General features: G+C 43.7%; 10 protein-coding genes. 5 read left to right on the top strand and 5 right to left on the bottom strand.

Annotated features, from left to right (window positions below; genetic code table 11):
• From GVO62_RS02615 to GVO62_RS19395, 4 genes are all read right to left on the bottom strand, one after another.
• Positions 1–1,637 (bottom strand): endonuclease I family protein (locus GVO62_RS02615; protein WP_201282640.1); only part of this gene is annotated, 1,637 nt, incomplete at its 3' end.
• 337 nt (positions 1,638–1,974) lie between these two features.
• Entirely contained in the window at positions 1,975–4,617 is a 2,643-nt protein-coding gene (locus GVO62_RS02610) for a M1 family metallopeptidase (RefSeq protein ID WP_159117613.1), read from the bottom strand.
• A 179-nt stretch (positions 4,618–4,796) separates the two neighbouring features.
• On the bottom strand, positions 4,797–6,716 hold the full coding sequence (locus GVO62_RS02605; protein WP_159117612.1) for a methyl-accepting chemotaxis protein: 1,920 nt from the start codon (positions 6,714–6,716) through the stop codon (positions 4,797–4,799).
• Between the two features lie 205 nt (positions 6,717–6,921).
• A complete protein-coding gene (locus GVO62_RS19395) occupies positions 6,922–7,173 on the bottom strand; it encodes a hypothetical protein (RefSeq protein WP_159117611.1) in 252 nt (83 codons plus the stop codon).
• Positions 7,174–7,327: 154 nt separating this feature from the next.
• On the opposite strand from GVO62_RS19395, the gene GVO62_RS02595 reads away from it, so the two are divergent.
• On the top strand, positions 7,328–7,732 hold the full coding sequence (locus GVO62_RS02595) for a phosphate ABC transporter substrate-binding protein (protein ID WP_159117610.1): 405 nt from the start codon (positions 7,328–7,330) through the stop codon (positions 7,730–7,732).
• 65 nt (positions 7,733–7,797) lie between these two features.
• On the opposite strand, the gene GVO62_RS02590 is transcribed toward GVO62_RS02595, so the two are convergent.
• Entirely contained in the window at positions 7,798–8,706 is a 909-nt protein-coding gene (locus GVO62_RS02590) for a LysR family transcriptional regulator (protein ID WP_159117615.1), read from the bottom strand.
• 108 nt (positions 8,707–8,814) lie between these two features.
• On the opposite strand from GVO62_RS02590, the gene GVO62_RS02585 reads away from it, so the two are divergent.
• The 4 genes from GVO62_RS02585 to GVO62_RS02570 all read left to right on the top strand — a co-directional run bounded on the left by GVO62_RS02585 (position 8,815) and on the right by GVO62_RS02570 (position 14,101).
• Positions 8,815–9,681, top strand: coding sequence for a type 1 glutamine amidotransferase domain-containing protein (locus GVO62_RS02585; RefSeq protein ID WP_159117609.1), 867 nt, complete (start codon positions 8,815–8,817; stop codon positions 9,679–9,681).
• Between the two features lie 14 nt (positions 9,682–9,695).
• Positions 9,696–10,850 carry an iron-containing alcohol dehydrogenase gene (locus tag GVO62_RS02580; RefSeq protein WP_159117608.1) on the top strand — a complete coding sequence of 385 codons (1,155 nt, stop codon included), beginning with the start codon at positions 9,696–9,698 and terminating at the stop codon, positions 10,848–10,850.
• A gap of 99 nt (positions 10,851–10,949) precedes the next feature.
• Complete coding sequence (locus GVO62_RS02575) at positions 10,950–12,056, top strand: NADH:flavin oxidoreductase/NADH oxidase (RefSeq protein ID WP_159117607.1); 1,107 nt, start codon at positions 10,950–10,952, stop codon at positions 12,054–12,056.
• 158 nt (positions 12,057–12,214) lie between these two features.
• A complete protein-coding gene (locus tag GVO62_RS02570) occupies positions 12,215–14,101 on the top strand; it encodes a putative bifunctional diguanylate cyclase/phosphodiesterase (RefSeq protein ID WP_159117606.1) in 1,887 nt (628 codons plus the stop codon).
• The last annotated feature ends 37 nt before the right edge of the window (positions 14,102–14,138 follow it).

Below are 14,138 nucleotides of genomic sequence, written 5' to 3'. Positions count from 1 at the left end.
TCACCACCGGTGTCTCCGCCAGTGTCACCACCTGTGTCTCCACCTGTGTCTCCGCCAGTGTCACCACCAGTATCGCCACCAGTATCGCCACCTGTGTCTCCGCCAGTATCGCCACCTGTGTCTCCGCCAGTGTCACCACCCGAGCCATCACAGCTTTCATTAAAGATGAGCGAAGCAAGTTCCGGCTTGTCAATAAACGGGTTTCGGTTACCTTGGAATTCATAAACACGTTCATTACGGCGACGTTCGAAGTCATCTACTGGGTCGCTTTCATGCCACTGAAGCAAAACACAAAGTTTGCCGAATGCCGCTTCATCAGTAGACGTTAAGCGGTTTAACAATACTAAATCTTCTTCTGTGTCACCTGCAATATTGCCGTCGTAACGCACGTCCATATAAAGCATTGAGCGAGCAACGTCGCCTTTCACTGCATCGCGTGGCTCAAAAGAATCGTTATCAACGCGGTTCGCAGGTGCTTCAGCAAGTGCGCTATCGCTAAAGTCAAAATCAAGGTTACCGCGCGAGCTGTTAATGGAAATGTCCGTGGGTCGCAGGTGAAGAATATCGGTGTATGCCGTTAAGCTTGAACTTGAAAAGCCATGACTTTTTGCCCAAACATGTTCACGGTTCCAATTGTCTGGGTTAGTACTTTGACTACCGCTTCCGTTGGTAAACTTCCCTTGCGATAATCCTTTGTAAAAAAGAATAACATTGTCGGTATTCGCAGGGTCTTCATCAGTATAGGTAAGCGCTGTCCATACTTCAGAATATGATAATGTGCGATGACCATTCTCAATGATATTATGCGTCGTTTCTTTCAGTGTTTGTGCACTTTCGCCGTTGGCAATAGCTGCATCTAAAGCAGCATAGTAATCTGATGCTACAAACCCACTTGCTAAATTGATTGCTTCTAAGTCAGGGCAGTTAAAACAACTACCGCTTAAGAAAAGAAGCCCTTCGGATGGTTCGGCACCGTTATCAGTGCCATCGTCGTGATCTCCACCATCTGAAGACCCCGCGCCGCTAACTGAAATGCTGTCTAAATTAAGGTATTCAGTGCCAGCATTATTAGCCATAGCAACCTTTAAAACTAGTGTACTTCCACTCCCGATTGTTTCATCTACCGTAGCACTACCGAAATCATCTTGTACGGTATTGGAAGCCCCTTCGGTAAGCGTTATAAGCTCAAAAGCGCCGCCATCGAGTGAATAAAACACATCGATGTAGTCTGACGATTCAAATGTTCCACTTTGAGAAAGTACTGCGTTGATAGTGACATCACCCGCACTAGCGATATCAATTGATTCACTCAACCAAACCACTTCGCCATCAACATCACGGGCTTGCATTGCGCCATTTGCGACACGAAACCAGTCTGAAGTTGCAGTTAACTGGCCATTCGATACATCGATAGACCAGCGATTTACATTCTCAATAGTTACGTTAGTACCTATTTCGATAGCACCCGTTGCGCCCTTACCTTGTAACTCGCTGGATTCAAAATCTTCTTGCCATATTGTGTTTGCCGTTGCATTAAATGAAACAGCCCCTAGTGATAACGCACCTGCTAATAATGCGTTTACCACTTTAGCCGATTTACTCAGCTTATATTTGTGTGTGTTACCCTCATTAACCATTTTTGCTTTCCGCTTTTTGTATAAGGAAGGTATAAATTCTTATACATACGTATACGCAGCAAGCACTTAATGAAAATAATAATATAAACGTCACATACTTTAAAAATCAGTGAGTTAAAGCTTTTAAATAAGCTTATTTATTTATTAACTCCACTGAACTTTGGTACAGGGCAAGCTGATTTGTCACAAACCTTAATTGTTACCTTTTTGACACATTTTCATGACCCCTAAAGATGCAGGTTTAATTTTTTATGCACAAAAAAAGGGCGCTCAATAGCGCCCTCCATCGTTAAGTAATAATGAGTAACACGAAATTATATCGCGCTAGTGTCTCGCTTTACTGACTATTTAGGAAGCGGTCAAAATCATCTTGAAAAGCCGTCTTCAGTCTCATGCATTGCTTAGATTCATCTTGCATGATCTCAACACCTCGCGACATTCCTTGATATTTATTGCTTATTTTACCGTAGAAGTCGTTTGCTAATTCTAGGTTATCACTAGAACACGTTGTTGAAACAAACTCTGGCATGCGGCTCACGTGGTAGTCAGGCATTTTATTGATGAGTGCCTCGTAATTTTTATCCAGCCATTGGTAAAGTAGCGTCTGGTCATCGAGATTGCGGGCTACACGAACCACCATATACACAGTATTTGCAGGTGTAATATCGTCCGTTAGAGCTAAATCTAACATTTTGAAAACGGTGGCTTTATCTTCAAAGTGCATAGAATACATTAACGTGCTCTTCACGTTGGGCAGCTGGGCTTTTTTATATGCATCAACAATTGCGTTAAACCATTTACTTTGCTCGCCGTCTTTACTGTTTTTCGTCGCTATTTCAATTGCAGTACCCGCAATACCTGAAGGTACGCTTGTGGTATCGCTACTGTACTGGTCGGCTAAATCAACGCTTTGCTCTATCAATGATTGGTTATTAGCATAGGTACCCAGTAGTTTATAAAGTTGATTTCGCAGGCGAATTACATCTGCGCTGTCTTTCTCAGCTTGGGTAAGCGTAAGCGATTTTAATAACGGCATATAATTTTGGTTTAAAAGCGCTGCATAAGCGTCTTTATTGCGCTCATTTACTAAATAATCAAACTCTTCTAATACGCCAACTGCAGCGCGAATTACCGCTGGGTCATCGTCTTTAGCCAGAGTATTCAGCACTTTCATGACACTATCCACGCCAACTTCATCAGCGTTTAATAGCGCTTGGTAGTTATAAAGCAGGTTTTTCTTCTCACGCTTATTGAGGACATCAATGTTATCAAGTAAAGCGTTGAGTTGGCTGGGCTCTACTGACCAACGGAAATATCCGGTGGCATTGTCATTAGGAAATACCCAGTCAGCTTCAGCTATCTTTGGCAACACCGTAGTCTCTTTATCAATGAAGACGACTTCGTTAAGAATTTTGCCCTTCGACTGATAAGTGAGTTTGAGCGGAATAGCCCAAGTTTTATCTTCTACCGTGGCGCCAGCTAGATGAAAACGAGATTGGGTTATTTTACCCTCTTTAGATATATGAATAAGTGGATAGCCAGGCTGCTCTAAGTACGCTTTCATCATAGCACTAAGGTTGAAGTCTGATACGTTATCAAGAGCGTTCCACAAGTCATCTGCTACCGTGTTACCCCAGGCATGAGTGTTCATGTAATTCTGAACCCCCTCACGGAATTTCTCTGTACCAATCAACGACTCTATCATCTGTAAAATCGACTCACCTTTAGAATAGTTAAGGCCAAGCCCATCCATTACATCAGGCTGACTTTTCACTATCTTTTTAACGGGTTTAACCGTAGGGCTAGCATCCGCAGTAAACGCTCTCTCTTGAACAATGCGATCGGCGTAATTAAGTTCTGGATAAAGGGTTTTCATCGTATGGCTTGCCGCCCAAGAGGCAAACGCTTCGTTTAACCATAAATCATCCCACCATGCCATGGTTACCAAGTTACCAAACCATTGATGAGCAAGCTCGTGAGCGATCACATTAAGTGGCCGAGATCGCTCGGTAACGCTTGGGTTATCATCAAGCAACAGTAAGCTGTCTCTGTAAGTGATCAGCCCCACGTTTTCCATTGCGCCATGAGTAAAGTTAGGAACAGCCACGAAGTCCATCTTTTTGTACGGGTATTTTATGCCAAAGAAGTCTTCCAGCGAAGCTAGGATTTCAGGCGTATGCTTAACAACGAATTTCGTCTTGTCTGCATAGCCTTTTGGCACATAAATTTTTCCTGGTATTGATAAGCCTGTTATCTCTGTGCTATCAAAAGGGCCAACGGTGTAGGCTATTAGGTAGGTAGGCATAGGCTTTGTTTTTTCAAACACTACCGTTTTTATGCCGTTTTCAACCGTTGTTTTCTCAACAGGTGTGTTCCCGACTATCTCCTGATGGGCGGGCGAGCTGATCGTCATCTGATAAGGAATCTTGAAATTCGGTTCGTCAAAACTTGGAAAAGCTTTGCGGGCGTGCATGTCTTCAAATTGCGTGAAAATATAGTTGGTATCTTCAAAGCGTGACAGATACATGCCGTCAGAAGACGTGTTGACCTTTCCCTCAAAACTTATCTCTAACTGATAATGACCTGGAGCTATCTCGCTTTGCGCTTCTCCCCAATTTATATCGTAATCGCCAATAGACACAGAAAGCGGAATAGTGGTGTCTCCTGACACCAAGCGCGCAGAACTTACCGTAAGGTCCTGCTGGTAAAAACCAATTTTATTTGTTTTCTTTTTTACGGTGACATCAATTGTTGTGGTCCCTGTGTAGGCTGGGTTGTCAGGGTCGATATTGAGATGGATTCGTTGGAACGTCGGCGCCACTTGCGAAGGTAAGCGATATTCAACATCCGCTAGCGTCTTTTGCAATGGCGCAACAGCGGAAGAAACCGCAGTTTCTTGCGCTGTGGCTGTAGCTACTGATAGCGAATTAAGCGCACAGGCACTGGCGACAGCCACGGCCAATTTCGTAAATCGTTTCATTATGGTTTATCCATGTTATGGGGGGAAAGTCCCTATATTTGTACACAGACAAGAATAATGATGATAAAAGGCCTTATCAATCAAAAGGCCTCGTAACGAAACCCGAAATTGTTACTATTGGTGTCAAACGCATAATTTGTGGTGCTTATCGCACCACAATTAACGTGCTTACATACAGATTAAAATTGATAGCGCCGCAACTGAAGTTGCATTTTCTTTATCCTTTCAACTAACGCTTCGCAGTTTTCCACAACCTCTTGAGCATAGTCACTGTTGGCATGCCCCACCTGTTGAATACTAATAACGCCTTTGTTAACCTCATTAGCTACGGAGGTTTGTCCATCAGCCATGCTTGCAGCTTCTTTATTAAGTGTGGTTATTCGCGCTACCGCATCAAGTGCCTGTTTCAGAGAGTCGCCCGCATGTTTTGTTGACTCTACCGTTTTGAATGCCGTTTCTTTGTTTTGCTGCATTTTCTCTGAAGCTACGCGACTTCCTTGCTGTAATCTTTCAATCATGATGCGAATTTCTTCAGTGGATGACTGCGTCCGGCTAGCTAGCGAGCGCACCTCGTCAGCCACTACTGCAAAACCCCTTCCCTGTTCACCGGCTCTCGCTGCTTCTATCGCTGCATTTAACGCTAGTAAGTTGGTTTGTTCAGCGATGTTTCTTATGACTTCCATTACGCCACTGATTTCTTCACTGGCTTGAGCAAGCTCGGTAATGACTTGTACAGATGCATCAACATCATTCGCTTGAGACTGAATGTCACTGATGGTCTGCGCCAAAACATTAACACTGTTTCTTGTGTCCTGATCGGCCGCATGTGCAGCCTCACTAGAACTTTGAATGGTAGAAGATACCATTACAGTATTCTGTTGCATCTGAGATATTGCGTTATCAATTGACTCTGTCTCTCTTCCTAGCTGTGAAACAGTCTTTTGAGATTGCATAGCGGTTTCATTAAGTGTTTGCGACTTAGCCAACATTTGCTCGGTAGCTTCATCAACACTTTGCAAGGTGTCTTGGAGCTGACTTAGAAGCGCATTAAACGCTCTAGCCATTGTACCAAACTCATCGCTACTAGACGCTTGGAAACGGAAGGTAAGGTCACCGTCCCCTGAAGACAAGTTGTTTACTACCCCGATGAACTCATCCAATGGCTTGCCGACGATATGTTTCACCAAAAGCCAAATAGTAATAAGAATAAACGCACTGGCGATGGCTATTTTGAAAATAACCCCTACCACTTCGCTTCTCACCATCGCACTTTTCTCTGCGGCTGAAGCTGCAAGTATAATGTCGTACCCCCATGGCGAAAACGGAACTTCTGTAACAATCCAGTCGCTATTGTTAGATAGCGCGCTCGTGACTTGCGAGTCATTTACATGAGAAGAATGCATTCGAATATTGCCCTTCCCATCACGAAGTGCTACGAAACCGTCTTCCAGAACATGGCTTTTTTTGATGGCTTGTTCAAGCACATTTAAGTCAGCGGAATAGCCTACATACCAGATACCAATGACGTCACCGGCACCATTAAACATGGGCTCATAACCGGTTAAATAGGGGCTTCCCAATATATCAACGGCACCATAATATGCTTCTCGCTGATTGATTTTCTTTATGGCTTTGCCTTGGGGCGCTAACTTAGTTCCTATTGCACGTTCACCATTTTTTATTACATTGGTGCTTACCCTTATATAGTCATCGCCAGTTTTGCTGAATATGGTCGCTGTTCCGCCCATTACGTTGGTCAGTCCATCGACCAAATCAAAAGAATTAGCCTGCGCTGAAGTGCCTAGCCTTATTTGGAGCGCCTGAGTATCTTTTACTGTCACATAGTCGGTTTGATTTGGCACGCCTAACGCATCACCTCGCTGTTTTAGAAGCGCCATACTGCTTTTAACACGTTCAAGCATGATAGCGTCAGTGACGGTAAGAATATTCACAAGCCTATCAGCGGTGGTATCTTTCTGCTCTTGGACTTGATTAGAAATGGAAGCGGATGTGGTTAACACGGTCACAATAGCAACAATGATGGCAAATAAACCAATGACCGCCGCAATGGAGAACAGGAACTTTCTTTGAATAGACATCTAATTTCTCATCTAATTTACGAATTCAGCCCTTCACTCCCTTGAAAATCGTTTTCCCGCTATATTTCGACCTACTTAAAATACTAGATCGCAAATATAGCCATTTCACATACTCTTAATCTAGAACATTTTTACAACAGCGCAAATTATTAGAATATATAAAGTTAAAATGATACTGGTATTTATAAAGTGGTATGAAACCCAACTACTTCATAATTACCTTTCCACCCACAATTTTCAGTGCTGGAGTTCCTCGTATGAGTGTGCTTCTTGCGAACTGACTCTCGCATGAGGGGCAGATTCCTTCATTTTTAGTAAAATTTTCGACAATGCGCGTTTTAAAACATTTTACCAATGCCCCTTTTCCGCCTTTGCGGTACTTAAGCAACTGGAATTTGCACTTCGTACAATAAATTTGAACGGTTCTCACCGGACCTTTGGGATTGGGTTTTGCCATGCTGAATTTGATATTCCTCGTTTTAATTTAACCTTTTGTCTTAATGCGACAAGTACGGAATTTTGGTTATACTTATCCGTGGTATATCGCCCTCGTTTATCAACGACGCAATCGAACAACACCCGTTGTCGAAAAGCGCATTAAGGTAACATCAATGAAAATAGTTGTAGCCCTGTGTTTTTTATTGTCAGCTCCTCTATATGCTGGCACCGCAGTTATCGTTAACGCAAACAATAACTCTGGAGTAGACATCGATACAGTGAAAAAAATATATCTTGGAAAGATGAAGGCATTTCCAGATGGCAGTCGAGCTATTCCGCTAACGTTCGAGCAAGGCAATGACACACGAAATGCCTTCAATAATGGCGTACTGGGGAAATCAGAATCACAATACTCTGCGTTTTGGTCAAAGCTTGTATTTACAGGAAGGGGCACTCCTCCTGAAATGATAGCGACAGATGAAGAAATGTTGCAGCTTGTTGCCACTAACCCAAATACCATCGGCTTTATTGACGAAAGCAAGGTAAGCGGTGACGTAAAAATAGTGGGTAGGTTTTAAGCAAATAGGGACTGAAATTCAATTAGAAAGCGACGTAAAACAATGCGTCGCTTTCCCTTCCCTGATCAATCAGGGTAACTTGCGAAGTGATTGATATTGGCAAACGCCATGATTACATCTTTTGCAAAGTCTACTCTTGGATTGCGGAGCGCTCCCTTCTTCCATACAAGGTAAATCTCATTTTCAGGCCCCTTTAAGCCAAGCGGTATCAATTCACCTTTTGCTATACTTTCTTTACACAGATAATCGGGTAGAACGGAATAGCCGATACCAGCTTTGACAATATTGCTAATTGCCCGAATATCCGGGCAAACCGCAGCCACTGGCGATTCGCACGGGGCGTTAAACACTTCCGAAAAATAACGGCGGATGAGTGGAAGTTGCTCATCATAGGTAACAATTTTGTGCTGATTTAGCAGCGACGCTGACATTTCTTTGTCTTTAAGCAACCTTCCCTGTACTCGGTTCATTACTAAGATCAACCGCTCTTTATCTAACTTTTGGTATTCGTACATGGCATCTGTGGGTTCAGAAGCTGTAATAGCGAGCTCTGCAATGTCCTTCTCAAGCAGCTCATAGGTATTATTTTTATTTCCAGTATGTATGACTAGGTTGACCTTATCTGCCTGAAGTAAATTTGCAAGGGCAGGCCCTGCCACTGAACTCAAGTATTCAGCCGGTCCTGCTAGATGCAGAGTTCCATGATCTGTAGACGCCCGGCTTCGAATTGAAGCAACCTTTTGCTCCAATATATCAATATGACTAGCCACTTGAAGTGCTAAATCATCTGCTATTGGTGTTGGCTCAACTCCACGGGCTTTTCTAACAAAAAGCTCTTTCCCCACGATATTTTCCATCGCTTGAATATGGCTTGTTACCGCAGGTTGAGACATATGCAAACGGGAAGCTGCCCGCGTTATGTTGCCGCTGCGATAAACCTCGACGAAAGTTTTGAGCTGAGTTAAATAAGACATGACCATCCACCCATCAGATTTTTGATGGCTCATAATAATTTATCTGACTTCTGCATTCAAACTTCGGTGTCTAAGATGCACGTACTTTCAAGAGGGACAGGAGTTACAATGAAAAAAGCATCAACAATTTTATCGCTCACAGTAGTTATGAGCTCCGCTCAGCTCGCATTTGCGAATAATGAGACGCCGCCAGAACCTTCAAAAGGTGAAGTTCTCGTATTACTTTCAAGTGAAAATGTAATGCAACTTACCGAAGGTAAAACAGAGCCTACTGGTTATTATCTAAATGAATTTGGCGTGCCGGCAAAAGTATTAATGGATGCTGGCTACAAGCTCGTTCTAGCGACACCAAAGGGTAACGCCCCTTCGGTAGATAAGAAGTCTGTCATACCTCAATATTTCGATGGTGGCGAAGCACAGATGCGAGAGATTCAATCGTTTGTCGCGTCATTAGAGGGTATTGATGACACGCTTTCGCTGAGTGAGGTTATTGCGCGAGGGCTTGATGAATACGAGGGCGTGTTCATTCCCGGTGGACATGCACCGCTTATCGATTTAGCAAACAACCCTCAGGTAGGCGAGATTTTGTCTCACTTCCATAACAAAGGGAAACCCACTGCCGCAATCTGCCATGGCCCAATCGCCCTACTTTCTGGTCAGTCTAACCCACAGACGTTTGAGCTAGCATTGAAATCAGGTGAGCAGGCCACATCTGACAGTTGGATTTATGAAGGCTACAAAATGACAATCTTCTCGACACCGGAAGAAGCGTATTTTGAAAGCACTTTAGATGATGCAAGTTTGTTGTACTACCCAGCAGACGCCATGGCACAAGCGGGTGGCAAGATGGAATACAAAGAAATGTGGGCGCCTAATGTAGTGGTAGACCGTGAACTGATTACAGGACAAAACCCATTTTCCGATGAACTGCTGGCTGAAAAGCTTTTACAGCAGCTAAATTCACAATCTAATTAAGGACAGGCAATACAATGCTTAATTTTACATTTAAAAATCAAACCGAAATCCTATTCGGCAAAGGTCAACTAAGTGAAGTGTCTTCACGTTTGCCGGAACAAGCGAAAGTCCTCTTTCTATACGGTGGTGGCTCAATTAAGAAAAACGGTATTTACAACAAGGTAACTACCGCGCTTGAGGGCGCTGACGTTATTGAATTTCAGGGCGTGGAACCAAACCCAGAGTTTCAAACACTTATGAAAGCAGTAGATGTAGCCCGCGAAAATGACGTAAATTTTATTCTTGCTGTGGGCGGCGGAAGTGTAATCGACGGCGCAAAATTTGTTGCCGCGGCAGTCAACTTTGAAGGCGATCCGTGGGACATCTTAGTTAAAGGCGCCGCGTTTGAGAACCCGCTACCTATCGGCGCTGTACTTACATTACCTGCAACAGGCTCTGAGAGTAACGGTAACTCAGTAGTAAACAGAAAAGAAACCTCACAGAAGCGCGCGTTTTCTTCTGAAACGGTTCAACCTGTTTTTGCCGTGCTTGACCCGGAGTTCACATATTCACTGCCACCGCGACAGGTGTCGAACGGCGTAGTTGACGCATTTGTTCACGTAATTGAACAGTACTTAACTTACCCAGTAAATGCGCCGCTTCAAGACCGTTTTGCAGAAGGTATTTTGCAAACCCTAATTCAAGAAGGACCTAAAGCCCTAGCAACACCTGAAGACTACGACGTTCGTGCAAATGTAATGTGGTCAGCAACTATGGCACTTAACGGCCTTATTGGAAAAGGCGTACCACAAGACTGGGGTACTCACATGATTGGTCACGAACTAACAGCACTACATGGTTTAGATCACGCCGCAACTTTAGCCATTGTGTTGCCTTCGCTTATGTTTGTTCAGCGCGACAAAAAGCAGGAAAAAATACTTCAACTAGGCGAGCGCGTTTTCGGTATTAAAGAAGATGACAAAGAAAAGGCCATCGACTTGACCATTAAAGCCGTACAGGACTTTTTTGAAACCATGCAGGTGAAAACCCGCCTATCAGACTATGACATAGAAAAGTCTGCAATTGATGGGCTTATCGACAACTTAGAGAGAAATGGCCTTACCGCATTGGGTGAGCATGGCGACATCGACCTTGCTAAAGCGCGCGAGATTCTAACGTTAGCGGCATAAGTCCAATCCCTCATGTGACCAGAAGCGCACATGCCTAAAAATAATAGCACCCAATGTTAGGTTGGGTGCTAGCCATTCTCAATATTGAAAGAGTGAAATATGACTGCTTTATTTGAACAATTTTCTTTGAAAGACGTGACCCTTCGCAATCGTATTGCCGTGCCCCCTATGTGTCAGTACTCGGCCGAAGACGGTTTTACTAATCAGTGGCATGAAGCTAACTACCAATCATTTGCACGAGGTGGCGCAGGACTTGTCATTGTTGAAGCCACTGCCGTTTCACCAGAGGGTCGAATTACGCCAAACTGCCTTGGCATTTGGAAAGACGAACACGTAGACGGCTTGAAAAACATCGCTGATCGCATAAAAAGCCAAGGCGCTGTAGCAGGTATTCAAATAGCTCATGCCGGTCGCAAAGCCAGTGCTAACCGCCCTTGGGAAGGCGATGATCATATCCAGCCTACTGAAGAAAAAGGTTGGCAGCCAATTGGTCCATCGGCAGAAGCATTTGGTGCACATTTACCTGTTACCCCAACGGAAATGTCTAAAGCCGATATCGAACGTGTAAAGAATGATTTTGTAAAAGGCGCTGAGCGAGCCCTTGAAGCTGGGTATGAATGGCTTGAACTTCACTTTGCTCACGGTTATCTAGCTCAAAGCTTTTTCTCGAAACACGCCAACAAGCGTACCGACGAATACGGTGGCGACGCCCAAGGCCGCGGTCGCTTCTTGTTAGAAACACTCAGTGCAGTGCGAGCAGTGTGGCCTGAAAATCTCCCTCTCACTATTCGCTTTGGCGTTATTGAATACGATGGTAACGACGAGCAAACACTTAACGAATCTATTGAGCTTATAAAACAGTTCAAAGAAATAGGTGCTGACTTTGTAAGTGTTAGCGTTGGTTTTAACACGCCTGATGCGAATATTCCTTGGGGCCCAGCTTTCTTAGCACCTGTTGCAAAACGCGTTCGAGACGAAGCTGATATCCCTGTTGCAACGGCTTGGGGGGTAGATACACCGGAACTTGCAAACGACACCGTTAAAAATGAACAGCTCGACGTAGTAATGGTAGGCAGAATGCACCTTACCAACCCACATTGGACTTACTTTGCTGCAAAACAGCTTGGCGTTGAGAAACCGTCTTGGGTAATGCCCGCGCCATACGCACACTGGTTGGAGCGCTACGCGCCGTCTGACGAGAGATAGCCCCCGATTTAGACAGTAAAACAGAACGTTTTACTGTCTTTCTTTAACTCCATACATTATTCGCTCTAATTTACGGCGTAATACATAGACTTATATACACTTGCTTTTTATAAGGTTAAGTTTAAAGTTGACATTCACTTACTTCAAAAACTTAGCGAATGAAGGCTGGCAAAATACTTTCCCCATCTTTAGACACAGATGACCTGATAAAAATTAGAAGGCATCGCGTTACTCAAATAAGTACAGTGACATGCTTTGGGCTGTTTATCTCATTATTCGCTGCTAGAGACATCACCTTCGATATAATGCTCGTAGCGTTAGCAGCAATGTTCACTGCGGCAATACTCGCTTACAAACATTTTGTTGTCGCCAGCAGTTACCTACTTTTAGTCGCACTGTCGTCTATGCTGTTTGCCCTATCAGCAACAGGTGCAGGCACTTTCGATATCGCGATGCTTGGCTATCCAGCCATTATCATTTTTGCGGCTCTACTCGGCGGCATTGGGCTCTTTGGCACGGTGTTATCTCTCGTATTAGTTCAATGTATTATCCTTACATGGCTTGTTATGGAAGGCGTCATTACGCCCAACACGCCTAAATTAACGTGGTCTCATTTAACTTTTATTATGATCATTTTTGTGATCACAGGTTTCTGTGTGTTCATACTTGTGCAGGATATTCGTCGACTCATGACATCTCTGCAACTTGAATACACAAAGGTTAAGAAAAATAGAGAGCATATCCAGTATTTAGCCCATCATGACCCACTTACAAACTTACCCAATAGGCTTTTGGGAGAACGCTTATTTAACGAAAAACTAGCGCAAAGCGAAGCTAATGGATTGCAATTGGCGCTAGCTTTTATTGACTTAGATAATTTCAAACCTGTAAATGACGCGTTGGGTCACTCCGCTGGAGACCGTTTCTTACAGCATATTTCGCAATTAATAAATGAGAAGCTTTCTGACGATGAATGTCTTATTCGATTCGGTGGTGACGAGTTTATTGTGCTTGCTGCAAATATTACCGACCGCAAGCACATAGAAACCTTGTGCGAGCGTTTAATTGATTGGTGCTCTTCTGAGTTTGAAGTATTTCAAACTAACATAGTGGTTTCAGCCTCAATTGGCGTAGCAATAGCACCAAAGGACGGGGCCAAGTTCAAACAGCTATGCAGAAAAGCAGATGTGGCTATGTATGAAGCAAAAAGAAATGGTAGAAACCGCTTTGAATTTTACGATGTGAAGTTTGACGAAGAAAGCGACGAGAAGTTTTCGCTGATTCAGCGGCTTCGACCTGCTGTACTTGCCAACCAATTTGAAGTGTATTACCAGCCCCTGATTGATTTGAAGTCTGGCCAGATATGCTCGATTGAAGCATTAGTGCGCTGGCCACAAGAAGATGGGTCACTAGTGTTTCCCGATAAGTTTATTCCATTGGCAGAAAGTAGCGGGCTCATCAACCCATTAGGTGAATGGGTGCTAATTCAAGCATGCCTTTTCTGTGCTAAACTGCATCGCAATGGACACAGTGAGATATCGGTTGCCGTTAACTTGTCATTCGCGCAGTTTAAAGACGGAACTCTGCCCAGTATTTTAAAGCGCGCGCTAGATTTAACACAACTTAATCCCAAATTTTTAGAACTTGAACTTACTGAATCAATTCTCGCTGACGAAAACGGAAGTATTCCTGAGCAGCTTGAAAAAATGAAAAATCTTGGTGTTCAATTTGCTATCGACGACTTTGGCACGGGTTATTCCAATTTAAATTACCTTCGTAAATTCAATGCGCACAAGCTTAAAATAGACCGAATTTTTATTAACACATTAGGTCTTGACGAAAACGATGTTCCCTTGGTTTCAGCAATCATCAATATTGCGGAAAGTTTGGGAATGGTGACTGTTGCAGAAGGAATTGAACATGAAGCAGCGCTCAAAAAATTAGAGGAAATGGGATGTGACGTTGGACAAGGTTTCTATTGGAGTAAACCTGTTCCCGAAAAACAGATTGAAGCACTTATCGCATCGCAATCTTACACTTTGTAGGGCACTGCCACATCTTGCTTCAATCACTGTTCTTAAC

This window comes from Alteromonas sp. KUL150 (genome assembly GCF_009811475.1).
GTDB lineage: Bacteria > Pseudomonadota > Gammaproteobacteria > Enterobacterales > Alteromonadaceae > Alteromonas > Alteromonas gracilis.
The sequence above is the reverse complement of the archived record's forward strand: the minus strand, read 5'-3'. Positions and strand labels throughout refer to the sequence as shown.